Source organism: Williamsia sp. Leaf354, assembly GCF_001424365.1.
In the GTDB taxonomy this organism is placed as follows: domain Bacteria; phylum Actinomycetota; class Actinomycetes; order Mycobacteriales; family Mycobacteriaceae; genus Williamsia_A.
Map to the genome: position 1 here is coordinate 258,211 of NZ_LMPL01000004.1, position 18,412 is coordinate 276,622.

The window sequence follows — 18,412 nt, forward strand, 5'->3', positions numbered from 1 at the left end:
TTGACGCACAGTAGAGTTCAATCCGATGACGAATTCGTGGGCCGATCTGGCCGGACGACTGGGTGCCGACCTGATTCTCGACGTCGAGTCCGCACCCGGTTCGCGGGGGCGACGGACCGCCCTGGCGACCGCACTGCGCGCGGCGATCACCGACGGACGTCTCGTCCCTGGCAGCACGCTGCCGCCCTACCGCTCACTCGCCGCTGACCTGCAGATGGCCCGCGGAACCGTCTCCGGTGTCTACCAGGAGCTGATCGCGGAGGGGTGGTTGGTCGCACGGGTCGGATCGGCCACCCGCGTCGCCGATCTGACACACGTCGCGACCACCCCGCACGCCCGCCCCGATCCGCCGGCGGCTCCCGCGTACGACTTCCGACTCGGCCAGCCCCAGCCGGCGTTGTTCCCCCGCGCCGACTGGATCCGCAGCACTCGCCGAGCTCTCGAGGCGGCGCCTCACTCCGCGTTCGGGGTGGGCGATCCGCAGGGCCATCTCGCGACGCGGAAGGCGTTGGCGGCATACCTCGGCCGCGTGCGGGGCGTACGTACCGACGAACACCACATCGTGCTCACCACATCGGTCTCTCAGTCGTTGGAACTGCTCTCGCGCACCGTGTTCGACGACACGGTCGCGGTCGAGAGCTATGGCCTGCCGTTCCACCGCGAGGTCATCGAACGCGGTGGCACCCGGGTCACACCGATCGCGATCGACACCGGCGGCCTCGACGTCGCCCGACTCGCGGAATCGTCGGCGACGGCCGTGGTCGTCACCCCGAGCCACCAGTACCCCACCGGTCACGCACTCGACCCCCGCCGGCGGGCCCACCTCGTGGACTGGGCGCGAACGCGCGGCGGCGTCATCATCGAGGACGACTACGACGGCGAGCTGCGCTACGACCGCGACCCGGTGGGCGCGATCCAGGGCCTCGCACCGGACGACGTGATCCATCTCGGCTCGGCCGGCAAGTCGCTGTCGCCGGCGGTGCGCATCGGGTGGATCGTGGTGCCCGACCGGCTGATCGCGGACGTGGTGCGCGCCAAGGGGCTTCGCGAGGCGACGGCCAGCATCGTCGATCAGATGGTCTTCGCCGACATGATCGAATCGGGCGCCTACGACCGCCATGTACGGCGCAGTCGATCGCACTACCGGGCGCGCCGGGACGCCATCACCGCCACCATGAACGCCCGCGGCGTGGAGGTGTCGGGGATGTCGGCCGGGTTGCACGCCGTGCTCACCGTGTCACCGACGATCGAGGCGAGGGCTCTGGAGCTCGCGACAGAGCGCCGATTCGTCGTCGCAGGGCTCGACGGGTTCCGGCATCCCGACGCCGCCCCACTGCCGTCCGGGGGGATCGTGGTCGGCTTCGCGACACCCCCCGAACACAGGTTTCAGGCCGACATCGCCGCGCTCGCCGACCTTCTCGTGACCGCCGCGGACAGCGACTCGATCACCTCGACGGTGGTGGCGAAGTCCATGCACTTGTCGGTCACCGACTGCCCGTAGACGAGCGGTTCGCCCGGTGTCCGATGATCGAGCGACTGCGCGCCGGCGACCAGGAAGCTCTCGAGCATGATCCCCGACACCTCCTGTGCGCCACGGCCGATCATCGACGCGACCTCGGTACCCACCTCGGTCTGACGGCGGTGATCCTTGCCGGAGTTGGCGTGCGAGCAGTCGATCATCAGGCGCGGCGGGTTGCCGGCCGCCGCGAGGACCGCCGCGGCAGACCGCACCGAGTCGATGTCGAAGTTGGTCCCCGATCGGCCGCCGCGCAGGATGACGTGACAGTCGGCGTTGCCCGCGGTCTCGACCACCGCCGCCCGCCCCTGATCGTCGACGCCGAAGAAGACGTGCTGCGCCGCAGCGGCGTTCACGCCGTCGACCGCGGCCTGCACGTCGCCGTCGGTGCCGTTCTTGAACCCGATCGGCATCGACAGACCCGAGGCGAGCTGCCGGTGCACCTGCGACTCGGTGGTGCGGGCGCCGATGGCACCCCACGACACCGCGTCGGCGATGTACTGCGGGCTGGTGGGCTCGAGGAACTCACATCCCACCGGCAGGCCGAGGTCGATGACGTCGAGCAGCAGCGCCCGCGCGGTACGGAGCCCGCGTTCGATGTCGAAGCTGCCGTCCATGGCCGGATCGTTGATGAGGCCCTTCCATCCGACGGTGGTGCGCGGTTTCTCGAAGTACACGCGCATCACGATCTTCAGACGCGAGGCGTGGGTGTCGGCCACCACGGCCAGCCGCCGCGCGTAGTCGAGCGCGGCCACCGGGTCGTGGACCGAGCACGGTCCCACCACCACGAGCAGGCGGTCGTCGGTGCCGGCGAGGATGTCGGCGATCTCGGCCCGATCGGCGGCGACCTGACGAGCGCGACGGTCGGTCAACGGGAGTTCGGCCAGCAGCGTGTGCGGCGAGGGGATCGGCCGGAAGGCGCGGATACGTCGATCCGACGTCGATTCCGCGGCCGTGTCGGTCAGGTCGGTGGTCATGGGTGTGCCTTTCGTGGACTACGGCACACGTTGCGATCCGCTCCGGCGCCGACAAACAAAAAAGCAGCGACCGTGGCGGTCACTGCTCGGGGCTCCGGGGTGGGGGTTCGCTGGCTACGTCGCTCGACGCGCTCCATCGACGGCTCCACCCGGAGCCTCGATAAAACGCCAGTGATAGGCGCAGCCGGTGGTGATCACGCCACCAAAGGTACACGAGCCCACCGTCACCACGACAAATCGGACTTGTTGTGTTTTCTCACAGATCTGTGCGGAAGGGTGCGGTGAGTCAAGTTCGTGAGCCTAACGTCCCTTTTCGAGTGATCGACGTCACGATCACCCGTTCGACACCCTTACCTGGAGGACACACCCATGAGGTTCAACACCACCGTCCGCTCGCGCGCTCTCGCCACCGTCGCCGCGACGGTTGCCGTCGTCGGCGCGACGATCGGGGCCGGAGTGGCCGGTGCCGCGACGATCTCCCCGGCGAACACCGCGTTCACCGCACCCGGCACGATCTCGGTCACCTCGGACGCGTCGTTCGGCGTGCCGGTCAACTGCAACATCACCCTCACCGGCTCGGTGAACGCCGACGGCAGTGCCGCCTCGATCACCGGCGCGAAGGTCAGCGGCAGCAACTTCCTCTGCGGCGTTCCCGTGATCAAGGGGCTGCCGTGGACCCTCACGCCCACCAGCGCCACCACCGGCCAGGTCTCCGGCGTCGCGTTCTCGGTGCTGAGCAGCAACTGCGGCCCGGCCACCCTCGCGGGATCGTTCGACAACCTGACCAACACCCTGACCTCGACCAACCAGTCGCTGCCGGGCAACTGCACGATCAACAACCTGACCGTCAAGCCGAACCCGGCCTTCACCCTGTCCTGATCGATCGGGTCCGACTCATCCGGCCCCGTGCGTCGTCGTGACTAGTTGTCGCGACCTCGTGCGGGGCCGGTGTCGTTCCCCACACTGCCGGGATCGGTTCCGTCGTCGGCGGCCTGATCGGGCTCGGGCTCGTCGCGCGAGAAACTCGTGGGCAGCTTGCGCAGCCGCTTGTTCATCGACCGGATGAGGAACACGGTTCCCACCAGCAGCAACAGGACGAGCAGAAGGCCCAGCGGCGACGCCTTGCCGAACTCCGGCCCGTCGGCGTCGCGTGCGAGCACGTCGGTGACATGCGCGCCGGCGAGGACGAGGGTGCTGTTCACGACTGCTCCGCGGCGGCGTCGAGGCCGGCGAACAGGTCGGTCTCGGGGATGGCCGTCTTCACCCGCGTCTTCGCGAGCTCGTACTCCTCGGTGGGCCACAGTCGCTGCTGCCACTCCATCGGCACCGCGAAGAAGACCCCGTTCGGATCGATCTGGGTCGCGTGCGCCCGCAACGCCTCGTCGCGCGCGGTGAAAAAGTCGCCGCACGTGATCTGTGTGGTGACGCGGCCCATCAGGTCACCGCGACTGGGATCCCAGTTCGCGAGCCATTCCTTGTACGGGTTGTCCTGCCCGTGCTTGTCGAACTCGTCGGAGAACCGGATCATCCGATCGCGGATGAAACCGTGCGTGTAGTAGATCTTCGACACCGTCCAGGGGTCTCCCGCGTCGGGGAACCGCTCGAGATCGCCCGCCGCCTCGTAGGCGGCCATCGAGACCTCATGGCAGCGGATGTGATCGGGATGCGGGTACCCGCCGCGCTCGTCGTAGGTGATCATCACGTGCGGACGGAAGTCACGGACCACCCGGACCAGCGCCTCGGTCGACTCCTCGAGGGGGACCAACGCGAAACAGCCCTCCGGGAGCGGTGGCAGCGGATCGCCCTCGGGCAGACCGGAATCGACGTAACCCAGCCACGTCTGTTCGACACCCAGTGCCGCGGCGGCCTTGGCCATCTCCTCCTTGCGGACCTCGGGCATGCGCTCCTTGATCCCCGGCAGATCCATCGCGGGGTTGAGGATGTCGCCACGTTCGCCGCCGGTCAGGGTCACCACCAGGACCTCGTGGCCCTCCGAGGCGTACTTGGCCATGGTCGCCGCACCCTTGCTCGACTCGTCGTCGGGGTGCGCGTGCACCGCCATCAACCGAAGGCCACTCACTGCACTCGTCCTCACTTCTTTCGACACCGCTCGTCATCGCTCGCTGCCCCGATTCTCCCACCGGGAGGTCCCGACGGGCCGCGCACCCCTGATCGCGGCCACTGCCGCCGAGCCGGAGCGCCCTCGCACTCATGGTAGGTATGAACCATGACCACCGGCCCCACACCGCCCCCCGGCCGGTACCCCACCGAGCGTCCCGTGAGCACCCGACGCCGCTGGCTGATCATCCTGTCGATCGTCGTGGTGGCCGCGGGCCTCACCGTGGCGTTCGTCGGCTACAAGAAGTTCGCCGACCCGCCGGTCTCGGGCGAGGCGACCGGTTACGACATCGTCGACGCCACCACCATCGACGTCCAGTTCACCGTCACCCGCAGCGACCCGCGCGAGCCGGTCGCCTGCGTGGTGCGCGCCCGTGCGCGCGACGGCTCCGAGGTCGGACGCCGCGAGGTCCTCGTCGCCCCGGGCGATGCGCAGCAGACCGGCGTCGTGTCGCGGGTCCGGACCTCCGCCGCACCCGCCATCGGCGAGGTGTTCGGGTGCTCGCAGACCGTGCCGGCCTATCTGCGGCCGCCCACCGACTGATCTGCTTCATACGATCGGACCACATCCGATAACAGGTTGGTATCAGTCGTTTTTCTCCGCTAACGAAGTGCAGCGGTACTGCGAGATACCGGACAACACGTCCCGGTAGAGAGCAGAGACCCCGCCATGAGAATTGCCCTCCCCTCGTTTCCCCGTTCCGTCGCCCTTCTGAGCCTCAGCGTGTGCGCGGTCGGCGTCCTCGCCGGCTGCGGCACAGACGATGTGTCGTTCCCCACGCGCGACCGCACGGCAACCGCCACGGTCACCGCCGATGCATCCTCCGACGTCGCGCCCGTCACGACGCCCCTCCCATCGACCACCACAGTGACCGCCGTCGTACCCGCGGCCGGGGGCAACACCGGTGGGACGGGGTCCGGCGGCTCCGACAACGATGCGGGGTGCGCGCCGAACATCGGGACGGCGGCCGCGGCCACACGAGACGCCGCGCGCATTCCCCAGCCCGAGCACAACGGCTCGTGGCGCGCCTACAACGCGGGCGGTGCGTGGTGTCGCGGACTGAGCTGGATAGAACTCGATCGGGCAGGCGCACTCGCACCGGTTCGCGAGCGCCAGTTGCTGATCTATCACGATGGCCATTTCCAGGGCACCGGGATCAGATGCGAAGCACAGCGTGGGCAATACGTTCTCGCGACCTCACCGGATGCCATCACCGTCCAGTACACCTACGTCGACCTGACCAATCCGGCGCAACAGCATTCGCAGGGCGGTGTCGGCAAGGTCGATGTCACGTTCCGCTGGAACGGCTCTCGCGTCGTGTTGGACGGCACGCTGCCGTACGCGTTCACCGAGGGGAAGTGCTGACATGAGACCGACCACAACACCACGGCCCGAGCAGGATCACCGCCCAGCACGACACCACCCGACACGAGAGACGACCATGACCATCGTGACACGCACCGCGACAGCCATTCTCGGCGTCTGCGCCATCGCCTCCCTCGCCGCCTGCGGTTCCGACGACGCAACCACCGCGACCCCCTCGACCGTGACGGTCACCGCGTCGTCGCCGAGCACGACCACGTCGGTGGACGCACCCGAGACCGACGTCGCCGACACTGCGCAGAGTGGCTCGGGCTCCGACGGCGGCAGCGGGGGCGACGTCGCCGCGCCCGCGCCCACCTCGAACCGGGCACCGCTGCGCCTGTGCGGCACGACCAACCCCGCTCCCGCGGAGCTCGACAGGGCCATCGCGTCGGTTCCCACCGACGGCCCCGGATATCGCTGGGTGACCGGTGCGGCGAACTTCGACAGCTGCAACGACATCTCCTACATGGAGCTCGACACCCAGGGAGCCACCGTGTCGTCACCGCAGCAACTGCTGATCTTCAACCGCGACATGCGCTTCATCGGGACGGGCATCAAGTGCAACGTCGGCTACCAGGAGGTGATCGGCGCGAGCCGTGACCGGATCACCGTCCGATACAGGTACCTCACCGGCGACGAGCCGCTCGCCGCGCCGCAGGGATCGACGCAGGTGACGTTCCGGTGGAACGGGTCTCGCGTGGTGATGGACGGCTCGCTTCCGCGCGCGGTGACGAACGGGAAGTGCTGACATGCGGACAACGACACGCTCCGCCGTCGCGGCGATCATCTGTCTGACCGGACTCACCGCAGCCGCATGCTCCACCGACACCCACACCGCCACGCCGATGACCTCCACGGTCACCCGCACCGTGACCGCACCCCCGTCGACCTCGGCAGCCGCACCGTCTGACAACGGTGCCGACGCGGGCGATTCCGACGCGGCGCCGGAGACAGGGGGCGCAGACGCGACGCCGATCAACGATCGTCCCGATACGCCCTGTGGACCGTATGCCGATGCAGCAGCGAAGATCTCGAACGCCGGCTCGCGGATCGCGCCGCCCTCGACACAGTTCGACTGGAAGTGGGGGGTCGTACGCTCGGACATGTCGTCGTGCAATGCACTGTCGTGGGCGGAACTGACCACCGAGCACGGCACGGCCTCGTCGGCCGATCAACTCCTCCTCTTCGGTCCCGACGGTCGCTGGCTCGGGACAGGAATCCGATGCAACTCCGGCCTGTCCTGGGTTCTCGGCTCAGGACCCGATCATGTCGATGTCCACTACGGCTGGTTCCACGGACCACACCCCTCGACCGCCGATCCCGGCGGTGGGACGGAGGTGACGTTCCGCTGGAACGGGTCGAAGGTGATCATGGAAGGAACACTGCCGCAGGAGTTCCTCGACCAATGCGAGGCACCGGGGTGAGGGATCGGTGGCGCATACTTGGCCACCATGACCACCGCCAAGTCTGGGCGGCCGGTTTCGCAGACTGATCCCGATCAGCGGGCCTCACGCCCGGCGACACCGGCCTTCGCCACGCTCACCAGTCCCTACTTCCCGATCCTCGTCGCCCTGTTCGTCGGGGTGATGATCATCAGCAACATCACCGGCACCAAAGGTGTGCTGCTGTTCCCGTCGCTGAGTTTCGAACTCGGCCCCCTGAAGGTGCACGGACTCGTCACCGACGGCGCCTTCTACCTCTTCCCCCTCGCCTACGTCCTCGGCGACGTGATCAGCGAGGTCTACGGCTTCCGCGCCATGCGCAGGGTCATCTACAGCGGGTTCGGCGTCCTCCTGCTCGCCTCGGGATGCTTCTGGCTCACCATCCACCTACCCGCCGCCGACTTCTACGACGGTCAGCAGTCGTTCGAGACCGTCGCGGGCGTGGTCCCGCAGTTCCTGCTCGCCGGCCTCTCGGGGTACCTCGTCGGAGAGTTCCTGAACTCCTACGTGATGGTCAAGATGAAGGAGCGCAGCGGCGAACGCCGCCTGTGGGCACGTCTCATCAGCTCCACGATCGTCGGGGAGTTCTTCGACACCCTCGTGTTCTGCTCCATCGCGGCATCGGCACTGGGCATCTCCACCTGGCAGGACTTCGTCAACTACACCGTGATCGGCTTCGTGTGGAAGACGCTCGTCGAGATCGTCGTCATGCCGATCACCTACGCCGTCGTGGGACGGCTGAAGAAGGCAGAACCGAGTTACCAGGAGGCGCTCACCCGCATCGACGCCGCGGCCTGAGCTCGCGTCGGTGTGGGCTCTCACCGGGGCAGACCTGGTAACATCGAACGACACACGGCCCCAATGTGGGGCCGTGTTGCTGCATTTTGCAGGTGCCTGCAGGAGTTGGGTACACCGCGCGGCCCGAATCGCGGGCGGAGAAGATTCGACAGGAGTGACGTCCATGACCGACACACAGGTGACCTGGCTGACCCAGGAGTCCCATGATCGGCTCAAGAACGAACTCGATGGCCTGATCGCCAATCGACCCGTCATCGCCGCGGAGATCAACGAGCGTCGCGAAGAGGGCGATCTCAAGGAGAACGGCGGCTACCACGCCGCCCGCGAGGAGCAGGGCCAGCAGGAAGCCCGCATCCGCCAGCTGCAGGAACTCCTGAACAACGCCAAGGTAGGCGAGACGCCCACCAAATCGGGCGTCGCCCTGCCGGGTTCGGTCGTCAAGGTCTACTACGACGGCGACGAGTCCGACACCGAGACCTTCCTCATCGCCACCCGCGAGGAGGGCGCAGGCGACTCATCGCTCGAGGTGTACTCGCCGGTGTCGCCGCTCGGAGGCGCGCTCATCGACGCCGAGGTCGGCGAGACCCGCGAGTACTCGGTTCCCAGTGGCGCCGTGGTGAAGGTGACGCTCGTCAGCGCGGAGCCGTACCACTCCTGATCACGATCGACCCGACAGCCCGCGTCCTTCTGGACGCGGGCTGTTGTCGTGTGCGGCCGAATGGCTTGTCAATTCAGTATTGACACGTCTCGCCCCGGGGTGTCACTCTCGATTCATGGACGTCAACCGTAGATTGACACAATGCTCCTCGAACCCGAACCTGGCGACGACGTGGTCGCCCGACTCCGCTCGGCGACCGCGGTGATCGCGGGCACGTTGGCCTCCGACAGCGCCGCCGCCGAGCCGATGTCCGCGGTGGCGGCGACCGACGCCCTCCAGTCCGCCCTCGACGAAGCGCGCCAACAGACCGTCGCTCGGGCCCGCGCCGCCGGACACACCTGGGCCGAGATCGGTTCACTGCTGCGGATCAGTCGCCAGGCAGCCCAGCAGCGGTTCGGCAAGTCGGCCCCCGCGTCCGAACTCCAGGCCGACGACATCATCGCCCGCACCCGGCAGATCGCCCACCAGTTCGTCGAGCACGACTTCGCGGCGGTACGCGCCGACTGGTCGCCGACGCTCCTCGCGTCCGTCGACGCGGCCACCCTCGAACAGATCTGGTCGGGGGTCGAGCGGGACGGCGGCACGGTCCGCACCCTCGGACGCCCGACCGTCACCGTGCGCGGCCCCTACCGCTCGGTCGACATGCCACTCGCTCTGCACTACGGACCCATCTGGCTCTCCGTGTCGTTCGCCCACGACAACACGATCGCCGGGTTGTGGCTCCGATACACCGCTCCGACACCCGCGGAATGAGGCTGCCGTGAAGACCGCACGAACCGTCGTCGCCCTCTGCGTGGCCATCGGCATGATCGCAGGTTGTTCGGTGTCGTCCGAAGAGGTCGCGACACCATCACCGCAACCGGGGTCGACACCGTCCACGACTGCGAAACGGGTCGATCCGAACACCCCCGCCGCGACGCAACTCCGGTGGTTCATCGACGCCAGCGGCCGCTTTCCGCTGTCCGACAACGATGTGCGGGAGCATTTCGGCCCGGACATCATCCGGGAGTTAGGCGGCAGCACCGACGCCGTCAACGCCCGCCTGAGCCCGTTCGCACGCCTCACCCTGGAGCGACTCGCCCCGTCTCCGGCCCCGACCGCGCAGGTCGGGATCGTCGCCACCCCGGACGGGAAGCGCCTACAGGCCGACGCGACGGTGGGGTCCGACGGCAGGATGACCGGACTGGTCTTCGTCCCGATGCCCGCCGAACCGACCTCCTGGAACGGCGTCGACGAGCGCCTGCGGGCGCTCGCACCGGAGGTGTCGTTCACCGTCGACAGAATCGACGACAACCGTTGTATCCCTGTGCATTCACTGAACGGCGACACCCAACGGCCACTCGGTTCCGCATTCAAGTTGTACGTGCTCGGCGCCCTCGGTGACGCCGTGGCATCGAAGAAGATCTCGTGGGACGACACCGTGACCGTGCGCACCGACTGGAAGAGCCTGCCGTCCGGGGTGCTCCAGGATCGCCCTGCCGGCACCACCGTCACCTACCGGCGCCTGGCCGACCTCATGATCTCGATCAGCGACAACACCGCCACCGATCACCTCATCCACAGCCTCGGCCGCGATGCCGTGACCGCGATGCTCTCCCGATTCGGCAACAGCGATCCGGCACGGACAACACCCTTCCTCACGACACGGGAGCTGTTCGTGCTCAAGATGTCCCGATATCCGCAACTCGCGCAGAGGTATTTGGCGGCCGACGCCGCCCAGCGCTCGGCGATGCTGCCCGAGCTCGACGGCGCCTCGCTGAGCGGCCTCCCGCCGTGGACCACACCGCGCGACGTCACCGACATCGAATGGTTCGGTTCGCCCGCCGACATCTGTCGGGCACTCACCGGACTCGCCACGATGTCGACGACGCCGTCGGGAGGTCCGATCGCCCACGCGCTGACCATCAACGACGGAGGCATTCTCCTCGACCCCGAGCGCTACACGACACTCGCGTTCAAAGGGGGCTCCGAACCGGGTGTGCTCACGCTGAACTATCTGATCCGCGCGCACGATGGCGTCGAGTACGTCGTGTCGGCGATGCTGAGCGACCCGACGAAGGCGTTCGCCGAGGCGACGGTGGTCCCGCAGGCGTTGTCGGTCATCCGGGGTGCGCTGACGCTCGCAGGTCGGTGAACGACACCTGACGTTCCCGTCGGGCTGCCAGCGCACGGCCAGCGTCCGCACAGGCTCGTGGGGTGTCGTGGGATGCGTACCGACAACCCCCACGAGAGGAACGCACACATGGCGTCCGCACGAACCACATCCCCGGGCCCGCTCGACGTCATCGTCGTCGCCGTGGCCGATCGCGCCGGCGCCGACCTGGCACGCGACCTGATCAGGGCCGGCCACCATGTCGCCGTCGCCGGCCCGCGGATCACCCGACTCGTCGATCTGGTCGCCGGGACCTCGGCACCGGCGATGGTCGTCGATCTCGACGACCCCACGATGGTCGGCGACATGCTCACCCGCGTCGGACGCCGCCTGGGTCCGGTCACACTCGTCGCCGACCCGGGTGGCGCCATCACCGTCGGCCCGTGGCGCACCGACGACGTCGTGGCCGGAGGCAGGGAGTCCGCGGCGGCGGCGTGAGACCACATCGTTGCCGACTCCTCATCACGGCAACAGAGTTTCCTCACACTCGCCCGGTGTGCTGGGGACATGACCACAACAGTGCTTCTCCTCGTCCCCACCGACGCGACACCCGACCACCTGGCCGTCGATCTGGCTCAGCGGATGCTGCGCCGCGGATGCCGCGTGGTGGTGATCGGGACCGACGTCGGGGTGTTGCTCGACGCGGTGCGCGGATACGGTTCCGCCCGCGCCGCGGCCGTGGTCGGCGACCACGGTGACGCCGCGGACCGCGACGCGCTCATGGCCACGGCACGCTCGTGCTTCGGCTCCCTCGACCTCGTCGTCGACCCGATGCGCGGAACACTCGACAACACCCCGGCGCACACCCTCGCTCTCGCGGCCTGATCAGTCGAAGAACCCCGCCGAGCGCAGCGCCTCGCGCACCATCGCCTGGTGTTCCGGTCCGCGGGTCTCGAGACTGACCGTCACCTGCACCTCGCCGAGACGCAGTTCGCCCGCGACGCGGGAATGGATGACGTCGACCACGCTCGCCCCGGAATCGCGCAGGGTCTCCAGCAGCATCGCGAGGCCGCCCGGCCGGTCGGGCACCGTCACCGCGACGGTGAGGTACCGTCCCGCCGCCTGAAGACCGTGCGTCGTGAGGTGCGACAACAACAGCGGGTCGACGTTGCCTCCGGAGAGCACCGCGCACACCGGCCCGGGTAGCGCCAGCGCACCGGGCTCCATCAGCGCGGCCACCGCCACCGCGCCGCCCGGCTCGACCAACAACTTCGCGCGCTCGAGCATCAGCAGGACCGCGCGGCTGATGAGATCCTCACCGACGGTGACGATCTCGTCGACGAGCTCGTCGACATGGGCGAACGTGACCGCGCCCGGCATCGCCACCGCGATGCCGTCGGCCATCGTGTTCATCTCGGCCACCCGGGTCGGCGTACCCGCGGCGATCGAGCCGGGCCAGGCCGCGGCGGCCGCCGCCTGCACGCCCACGACACGCGTCTGCGGCCGCACGGACTTGATGGCCGCGGCCACCCCGGCAAGCAGCCCACCCCCGCCCAGCGGCACCACCACGGTGCCGACGTCGGGCATCTGCTCGGCGATCTCCACCCCGACCGTCGCCTGGCCGGCGACGATGTCGGCGTGATCGAACGGGTGGATCAGGACGGCACCGGTCCACTCGGAGAAGGCCTGTGCGGCAACGAGACTCTCGTCGATGATCTCGCCCTCGAGCACCACCTCCGCGCCGTAGGCACGTGTCGCGGTCACCTTCGGCAACGATGCGCCCGTGGGCATGTACACCCGCGAGGTGATGCCCAGCGTCGTGGCCGACCACGCCACACCCTGGGCGTGATTGCCCGCACTCGCCGCGACGACTCCTCGCGCACGTTCGGCGGCGGTGAGTCCGGCGATGCGCCGATAGGCCCCTCGGGGCTTGAACGACCCTGTGCGCTGGAGGTTCTCACACTTCAGCCACACGTCCGCACCGCACATGTCCGACAGTGCGCGGGACGCCACCATCGGCGTCCGACGCATCACCGGCGCCAACATCGCCACCGCCTCGTCGATCTGCGCAGAGGTGATCACCATGGATCCGACGGTAGACCCCGTACCGATCGCGCGCCGCGTACCGCGGCCGATGTCGGCTCAGGGCAGACAGGCCCGCGCGCCGTCGATCACACCACTGCGATAGGCCTCGACGCGGACGAACCCGGTGCCCTGACGATCCGCGTCACCGTCTCCCCGGAACAGCAACAGCGCCGCGATGGCCTCGTCGAGATCGCCCGGGGACAGCGAGTACCCGCTCGACGACGGTCGGTTGCCCAGCAGCACGCTGGCCGTCCAGGCGCCGGCGAAGCAGTCGGCCCGCTGCGAACTCGTCTTCTCGTCGGAGTCGTCGCCGAGTCGCGACAACGCCGCGATCCCCCATTGGGTCGCCAACAGGACAGCGACGGCGAAGTCACCGCCCTCGCGGTAGACGGTGGGCATCGCGTCGGCGTTGTCGAAGGCCACGTAGTCGTCGGGCACGCAATAGAACAGGAGGAACCCGTCGGTGGGGCTGTTCCCACACGTCGGTGGCGACCCCGGGCCGAAGGGGATGACCCGCCGCACCGGAACCCACGGCGCGTTCGCCAGTTCGGGGTACAGCTTCGACCAGTAGTCCTCGAGATCGACCGGCACGCCGGCGACGACGTCGGCGTAGGGCGCGTCGCCGCCGCCGGCCGCGTCCGCCTCGTCGCGGAACGGCAACTCGATCACCGCGGGCGATCCGTCGCGATACGCAGCGCACGTGGCGAGACCCTTCTCGTAGCCGTTCTGGAAGGCGTTCACGCGGTCGAAACCGCTGCCGTGCGCGGAGGGATCGGTTGCCGCCGTACCGGGCTCGTCCCGTAGTTCGAGAAACCCTGCCAGGGCACGGTCGAGGTCGGCGGCGCTGATCGGGTACTCACGGGTGTCGATCGCGTGCCGACTGTAGGCACCGGCGAAGCAGTCGGCCTGGATCTCACGGGTGACCGTGGCTCCCTCGAACCCGGCGCGCGCCTGCACCGCGTGCCCCCACTCGTGGGCGAGCACGATGGGGATCACGAAGTCGCCGTAGGTCTTCTGCAGTCTCGGCAACAGTCCGGTCGCGTCCCAGGCCACCACGTCCTCGGTGGCGCAGTAGAACGCATTGCCCGAGATGTCGGCTGCGCTCTCCGCACACGGGGGCAGATTCCCCGACTCCGGGTCGACGCCGTAGAAGCCGCCGGAGACCGGCGCGTAGGGGCGATCGTAGAGCGCCGGGAACTCGGTCTCCCAGTACCGCTGCACTCTCGAGATCGCCGTGGCGACCGCAGTGTTGACCGGGTTCGACGCGTCACCCTCGATGGGTACCGAGGGTGCGGTCGACCTCGATGACCGCTCGACGCGAGGTGTCGCGCCCGACGAGCAGCCCACCGCACACACCATGGTCACGGTCGTCAGGAGGGCGAACGCCCACACGGGGACACAGGAACGTCGTCGCGGGGACATCATGGCGGTGAGCCAACCCCGCCGACGTTGGGGAAACGATGGAAGTCGCGCCGCCCGCGATCCAATCGATCTCCAATCGGCCGTCGCTACGGTGCCGCCATGACTCACAGCACCGTTCGACTCCTCGCCGTCACCACCTGCGCCGCCGCGGCTCTCGCGGTGGCCGGATGCAGCAGCGATTCCTCCGACAGCAGCTCCCCCTCCACCTCGTCGGCGACGTCGTCGTCGGCGTCCGCCTCCACGGCGGCATCGAGTCCGTCGACCGGTGCGCTGGTGCCCCGCGACATCGACGCCACCGGAACGAACTTCACGATCGCCGACTACATCAAGCAGAACAACATCGTGGAGACACCTCTCAAGCCGGGCGCGGAGGGCGCGCCCACCATCGACCTCCCCATGCCCGAAGGATGGTCGACGGCCGGCGACAAGACACCCGACTATGCCTACGCCGCCATCGAATACACCGGACCCGACGCCTCACAGGCGTCGTATCAGCCCAACTTCATCGCACTGCTGTCGAAGCTCGAGGGCACCGTCGACGCGCAGGCGTTGATCGAGGCGGCACCCGGTGAGATCAAGAACCTCAAGGGCGCCTCCGTGGTCGACGAGCGCACGACCACGCTGTCGGGATATCCCGCCTACGACATCGCTGCCACCTACGACCTCGAGGGCACCGAGGCACTGAGCGCTCAGAAGACCGTGATCATCCCCGGTGACGGCGTGACGTACATCCTGCAGCTCAACGGAACCAGCGATCAGGCACAGGCCGAGATCCTCGGTGCGGCCGCTAAGGCGATCGACGGGGCGACCATCAGCCAGTGAGCGGGGCGCCCGTCTCGGTGTCGCCGAGGAGCCGGGCGTCGGCCGTGTGCAGCATCCGCCACACGGCCGGCCGCGTCTCCCAGGCCACCTCACCGTGCGCTCGTGCTGTCGACGCCGCACGCTGCGCGCTGACGCGGGCGTCGTCGAGATACCCGTGTGCCTGTTCGACCTCGGACAGCAACCGCAGATAGAGGGGCACGAAGACGACCATGCCGCCGGAGGTGTGCAGCGCCAACGCATCTCGGATCTCACCGGTGGTGTCGTCGCCGTCGCGTTCGAGTCCGCGCGCCCACGCACCGATCAGACGCGCCGACCCCACCAGATCGACAGCACCCACCGCGGTGAGGGTGTCGACCAGCGCCGCCGACTCGTCCGCGGTGCCGACGACCACACCGCAGTATGCGTTGACCTGCAGGCGGTTCACCGCGAGGATCGCCTCGGCGAACCCGTTGGATCGCGACCGCGCCAGGTCCATCCCGGTGCGTGCGACGGCACGACCCAACGCGTGGTCACCCCGCACAGCATGCGCCAGCGCGGCGACACCGAACGCCCGTATGTCGAACAGCAGCAGGTTGTCCGCGGGGTCGATGGTGGGGACCTCGCTCGTCAGCGTCTCCACCGCGGCGATCGCACCGTCGGGATCGCCACCCATCAACGCCGCGATGGCTCGGACGTAGTAGCCCGCCGCACCGGCGGCCGGTTCGCCGTCGGCGAGGAACCGATCGATCAATTTCTCCCCCAGCACCGCGGCCTCCCGGTATCCGGCGGTTCCCACCAACATCGCGCACCGCAACGCGACCGCGGAGGTGAACTCCGCACCGGAGGTCATGGCGGCGCCGGCACGGAACACCCTCGCCAACGCCTCCTCCGTCTCGGGCGCGTTGTGTCCGGTCAACACCGCGAGCACCGACGCACGCTGCATCCAGAAGCGCGCCTCGCGGTCGTGGCGGGCATCGTCGTCGGGCAGGCGTTCGAGCATCGTCACCGCGCGTTCGGTGAGTTCGGCGATGTCGAGGTACTCCGCGCGCGAGACCGCGCCGCGGAGCGCACCCTCGATCAACGCCGCGGCGACGGCGGGCTCGAGGTGCACACCCGCACGCCAGGCGTGATCGGCGGCGGCCATCGCCTGGTCGTACCCGCCGACCTGTGCCCGCGTGGCATACGACCCGGCGATGCGGGCGTGGGCACGTTCGCGGTCACCGAACGGCAGTTCGTCGGCCGCGACCCGCTGGATCACGGTGTGGGTGAACCAGTAACGATGCGGTACCTCGTCGCCGGCGACGAGAACGCCGGACCGGCAGGCCGGCGCGAGACGTGCGCGCAGGTCGGTGTCGTCGGTGTCGAGCGTCTCGGCGAGCACCGCCGCCTCGAAGGACGCGCCGATCAGCCCGCCGACACCGATCGCCTCGCGGGTGCGTCGCGGGAGTACCGCGAGCCGACGTCGGACCACCCCGGCGACCGCGTCGGGTGGTGCGGCATCGGGGATCTCGCGTGTGTCGGCATCGAGATGTCCACCGACGTGGAGCAGGCGGGCGAGCTCACGGACGTGAAACGGATTGCCCGCGGTCCGTTCGTGGATGGCGTCGATGAGATCCGGATGCGCTCGCACGCGGGTCTCGACGGTGACCAGTTCGCGCACACCGTCGACGTCGAGCGGGCCGAGTCCGATGGTGAGGGTCTCCGAGCGGCTCAGGAGGCGATGAAAGGCCCTGGGGCGCAACGGGCGGTCGGCACCCACGTCCTGCCACGTCACCAGGACCAGCAGCGGGATCTCACGCAGGCGCGGGGAGAGCAGTTCGAGGACCTCGCGGGTCGCCTTCTCGGCGTGATGGAAATCGTCGAGGACCACCAGGGTCGGGGTGTCGGACACGAGCAGTGCGATCACCTCGACGAGCTGTTCGGCGCCCTCGAAGCGGGAATCGGCGGCGATCGTCGTCTCCGCGGAGGATCGGCGGCCGGCGGCGGTCGCGAAGACCTCGGGCGCGAGTTCTCGTGCGCGGTCGACGACCGTTGCCGAGGCGGTCTCGGTGAGCCGCCTGATGACGTGCACCCAGGTCCACATCGGTGGCTCGCGGAGTCCACCGGTGTGTCCCGCCCACGCGAAGCCGAACCCGCGGTCGGCGGCGTCGTCGACAACGGCTGCGGCCAGCGACGACTTCCCGGTACCCGAATCGCCGCGGATGACGGCGACCGTCCCGCGACCCCGCGCAGTCGTGGTGACGGCGTGACCGAGGAGTGCGAGCTCGCGGTCGCGTGCCACCAGCCGGTGATGTGCGACGGTGTCGACCACCATGGTCCGCGCCTGCAGATGCAGGGGACGATGATCGAGATCCCCCGACTCCCGGGCGATCTCGCGGCGGAGATGTTCGAGGGCCGCGCCGGGTGCGACTCCGAGGTCGGCGTGCAGGATGTCGCGGGCCCGCGCGTAGGTCGCCAACGCCTCCGCCCGGCGCCCGGACCGGTAGAGGGCGACCATCAGCTGACCCCAGAGTCGTTCGTGGAGCGGGTCGATCCGCACCTGATCCTCGAGCCCCGGGATGAGCTCGGCGTCGCGGCCGAGTGCCAAACCGGCCTCGAACAGTCCCTCCGCCGCAGTCGTCCGCAGAGCCGTCAGTCGGTGGATCGCGGCATCGGCGAACGATCGACCGGCGAACTCGAGCAGCGGCGGACCGCGCCACAGTGCGAGCGCTGAGGAAAGAGTCTGTTCGGCGAGGCCGGCGTCACCCGCGGTGAGCTCGTGGCGTCCGCGGGCGGTGAGGTCGTCGAAGGTGGCGACGTCGAGTTCACCGGGACCGACGTCCACCCGATAGCCGGACGCATCGGTGATCACCGCGGTCGATGAATGCTCGTCGACGTCGTCCATCGCCCTACGCAGGTTCGCGACGTAGGCGCGCACCGATGCCACCGGCTTGGCGGGCGGATCGTCTCCCCAGATCGCGTCGACCAGTCGGTCGATGTCAACCGTGGATCCGGCGTTGAGCAGCAGCACGGCGAGGACAGCTCGCTGCTTCAGCCCACCCAGCACGACGTCGCGTGCACCCGCACGCACGTCCATATGCCCGAGAAGCCGGTATTCCACCTGTGGATGTTAAGCATTTTCTCAGGTGTGGGGAGCG

Annotated in this window: 19 protein-coding genes; 13 read left to right on the top strand and 6 right to left on the bottom strand. The window is 68.8% G+C overall.

Annotated elements, in window-relative coordinates; all coding sequences use genetic code 11:
* Positions 1 to 25: 25 nt before the first annotated feature.
* Positions 26 to 1,501: a MocR-like pyridoxine biosynthesis transcription factor PdxR gene (pdxR, locus tag ASG12_RS21325; RefSeq protein ID WP_156378136.1), complete on the top strand. Its 1,476-nt coding sequence runs from the start codon at positions 26 to 28 to the stop codon at positions 1,499 to 1,501.
* Here pdxR and ASG12_RS15700 read toward each other — a convergent pair.
* Positions 1,387 to 2,493, bottom strand: a complete 1,107-nt coding sequence (locus ASG12_RS15700; RefSeq protein ID WP_055791548.1) for a 3-deoxy-7-phosphoheptulonate synthase — start codon at positions 2,491 to 2,493, stop codon at positions 1,387 to 1,389. The two genes, pdxR and ASG12_RS15700, sit on opposite strands and share 115 nt — an antisense overlap.
* A gap of 369 nt (positions 2,494 to 2,862) precedes the next feature.
* Here ASG12_RS15700 and praA point away from each other — a divergent pair, with 369 nt between their 5' ends.
* Positions 2,863 to 3,372, top strand: coding sequence for an alkane oxidation protein activator PraA (gene praA / locus ASG12_RS15705; RefSeq protein WP_045822048.1), 510 nt, complete (start codon positions 2,863 to 2,865; stop codon positions 3,370 to 3,372).
* A 41-nt stretch (positions 3,373 to 3,413) separates the two neighbouring features.
* Here the strand turns inward: praA and ASG12_RS15710 are convergent, their stop codons facing one another.
* Together ASG12_RS15710 and mca are read right to left on the bottom strand one after the other, a co-directional pair.
* Complete coding sequence (locus ASG12_RS15710; RefSeq protein WP_045822047.1) at positions 3,414 to 3,695, bottom strand: hypothetical protein; 282 nt, start codon at positions 3,693 to 3,695, stop codon at positions 3,414 to 3,416.
* The gene (mca, locus tag ASG12_RS15715; protein WP_055791551.1) at positions 3,692 to 4,555 is read right to left on the bottom strand and encodes a mycothiol conjugate amidase Mca; all 864 of its coding nucleotides are present in this window, start codon (positions 4,553 to 4,555) and stop codon (positions 3,692 to 3,694) included. Before mca ends, ASG12_RS15710 begins: the two co-directional genes overlap by 4 nt.
* A 216-nt stretch (positions 4,556 to 4,771) precedes the next feature.
* On the opposite strand from mca, the gene ASG12_RS15720 reads away from it, so the two are divergent.
* The 10 genes from ASG12_RS15720 (at position 4,772) to ASG12_RS15765 (ending at position 11,852) form a co-directional block, all read left to right on the top strand.
* Complete coding sequence (locus ASG12_RS15720) at positions 4,772 to 5,155, top strand: DUF4307 domain-containing protein (protein WP_327197956.1); 384 nt, start codon at positions 4,772 to 4,774, stop codon at positions 5,153 to 5,155.
* A gap of 126 nt (positions 5,156 to 5,281) precedes the next feature.
* Positions 5,282 to 5,977, top strand: coding sequence for an LppP/LprE family lipoprotein (locus ASG12_RS15725; protein WP_082502057.1), 696 nt, complete (start codon positions 5,282 to 5,284; stop codon positions 5,975 to 5,977).
* Between the two features lie 76 nt (positions 5,978 to 6,053).
* Positions 6,054 to 6,725, top strand: a complete 672-nt coding sequence (locus tag ASG12_RS15730; protein ID WP_055791557.1) for an LppP/LprE family lipoprotein — start codon at positions 6,054 to 6,056, stop codon at positions 6,723 to 6,725.
* 1 nt (position 6,726) lies between these two features.
* A complete protein-coding gene (locus ASG12_RS15735) occupies positions 6,727 to 7,401 on the top strand; it encodes an LppP/LprE family lipoprotein (RefSeq protein WP_055791560.1) in 675 nt (224 codons plus the stop codon).
* Between the two features lie 27 nt (positions 7,402 to 7,428).
* The gene (locus ASG12_RS15740; protein WP_055791563.1) at positions 7,429 to 8,217 is read left to right on the top strand and encodes a queuosine precursor transporter; all 789 of its coding nucleotides are present in this window, start codon (positions 7,429 to 7,431) and stop codon (positions 8,215 to 8,217) included.
* A 163-nt stretch (positions 8,218 to 8,380) separates the two neighbouring features.
* Positions 8,381 to 8,875: a transcription elongation factor GreA gene (gene greA, locus ASG12_RS15745; RefSeq protein ID WP_045822040.1), complete on the top strand. Its 495-nt coding sequence runs from the start codon at positions 8,381 to 8,383 to the stop codon at positions 8,873 to 8,875.
* 141 nt (positions 8,876 to 9,016) lie between these two features.
* Complete coding sequence (locus tag ASG12_RS15750) at positions 9,017 to 9,628, top strand: DUF3887 domain-containing protein (protein ID WP_055791567.1); 612 nt, start codon at positions 9,017 to 9,019, stop codon at positions 9,626 to 9,628.
* 7 nt (positions 9,629 to 9,635) lie between these two features.
* The gene (locus tag ASG12_RS15755) at positions 9,636 to 11,009 is read left to right on the top strand and encodes a serine hydrolase (RefSeq protein WP_055791569.1); all 1,374 of its coding nucleotides are present in this window, start codon (positions 9,636 to 9,638) and stop codon (positions 11,007 to 11,009) included.
* A gap of 108 nt (positions 11,010 to 11,117) precedes the next feature.
* Positions 11,118 to 11,465, top strand: coding sequence for a hypothetical protein (locus tag ASG12_RS15760; protein WP_055791572.1), 348 nt, complete (start codon positions 11,118 to 11,120; stop codon positions 11,463 to 11,465).
* Between the two features lie 69 nt (positions 11,466 to 11,534).
* Positions 11,535 to 11,852, top strand: coding sequence for a hypothetical protein (locus tag ASG12_RS15765; protein WP_156378137.1), 318 nt, complete (start codon positions 11,535 to 11,537; stop codon positions 11,850 to 11,852).
* Here ASG12_RS15765 and ilvA read toward each other — a convergent pair whose 3' ends face one another.
* Entirely contained in the window at positions 11,853 to 13,052 is a 1,200-nt protein-coding gene (gene ilvA / locus ASG12_RS15770) for a threonine ammonia-lyase (RefSeq protein ID WP_055791577.1), read from the bottom strand.
* Positions 13,053 to 13,109: 57 nt separating this feature from the next.
* A complete protein-coding gene (locus tag ASG12_RS15775; RefSeq protein ID WP_082502106.1) occupies positions 13,110 to 14,411 on the bottom strand; it encodes a neutral zinc metallopeptidase in 1,302 nt (433 codons plus the stop codon).
* Between the two features lie 162 nt (positions 14,412 to 14,573).
* Between ASG12_RS15775 and ASG12_RS15780 the strand changes: the two genes are divergently transcribed.
* Positions 14,574 to 15,296, top strand: coding sequence for an LpqN/LpqT family lipoprotein (locus ASG12_RS15780; RefSeq protein WP_055791582.1), 723 nt, complete (start codon positions 14,574 to 14,576; stop codon positions 15,294 to 15,296).
* On the opposite strand, the gene ASG12_RS15785 is transcribed toward ASG12_RS15780, so the two are convergent.
* Complete coding sequence (locus tag ASG12_RS15785) at positions 15,286 to 18,375, bottom strand: AfsR/SARP family transcriptional regulator (protein ID WP_156378138.1); 3,090 nt, start codon at positions 18,373 to 18,375, stop codon at positions 15,286 to 15,288. The genes ASG12_RS15780 and ASG12_RS15785 overlap by 11 nt on opposite strands.
* Positions 18,376 to 18,412 lie beyond the last annotated feature (37 nt).

Excerpts from the sequence above, each read along its gene's own strand:
- pdxR (WP_156378136.1), top strand. The coding sequence starts at position 26 with ATGACGAATTCGTGGGCCGATCTGGCCGGACGACTGGGTGCCGACCTG.
- ASG12_RS15700 (WP_055791548.1), bottom strand. The coding sequence starts at position 2,493 with ATGACCACCGACCTGACCGACACGGCCGCGGAATCGACGTCGGATCGA.
- praA (WP_045822048.1), top strand. The coding sequence starts at position 2,863 with ATGAGGTTCAACACCACCGTCCGCTCGCGCGCTCTCGCCACCGTCGCC.
- mca (WP_055791551.1), bottom strand. The coding sequence starts at position 4,555 with ATGGCGGTGCACGCGCACCCCGACGACGAGTCGAGCAAGGGTGCGGCG.
- ASG12_RS15725 (WP_082502057.1), top strand. The coding sequence starts at position 5,282 with ATGAGAATTGCCCTCCCCTCGTTTCCCCGTTCCGTCGCCCTTCTGAGC.
- ASG12_RS15730 (WP_055791557.1), top strand. The coding sequence starts at position 6,054 with ATGACCATCGTGACACGCACCGCGACAGCCATTCTCGGCGTCTGCGCC.
- ASG12_RS15735 (WP_055791560.1), top strand. The coding sequence starts at position 6,727 with ATGCGGACAACGACACGCTCCGCCGTCGCGGCGATCATCTGTCTGACC.
- ASG12_RS15740 (WP_055791563.1), top strand. The coding sequence starts at position 7,429 with ATGACCACCGCCAAGTCTGGGCGGCCGGTTTCGCAGACTGATCCCGAT.
- greA (WP_045822040.1), top strand. The coding sequence starts at position 8,381 with ATGACCGACACACAGGTGACCTGGCTGACCCAGGAGTCCCATGATCGG.
- ASG12_RS15750 (WP_055791567.1), top strand. The coding sequence starts at position 9,017 with ATGCTCCTCGAACCCGAACCTGGCGACGACGTGGTCGCCCGACTCCGC.
- ASG12_RS15760 (WP_055791572.1), top strand. The coding sequence starts at position 11,118 with ATGGCGTCCGCACGAACCACATCCCCGGGCCCGCTCGACGTCATCGTC.
- ASG12_RS15765 (WP_156378137.1), top strand. The coding sequence starts at position 11,535 with ATGACCACAACAGTGCTTCTCCTCGTCCCCACCGACGCGACACCCGAC.
- ilvA (WP_055791577.1), bottom strand. The coding sequence starts at position 13,052 with ATGGTGATCACCTCTGCGCAGATCGACGAGGCGGTGGCGATGTTGGCG.
- ASG12_RS15775 (WP_082502106.1), bottom strand. The coding sequence starts at position 14,411 with ATGGTGTGTGCGGTGGGCTGCTCGTCGGGCGCGACACCTCGCGTCGAG.
- ASG12_RS15780 (WP_055791582.1), top strand. The coding sequence starts at position 14,574 with ATGACTCACAGCACCGTTCGACTCCTCGCCGTCACCACCTGCGCCGCC.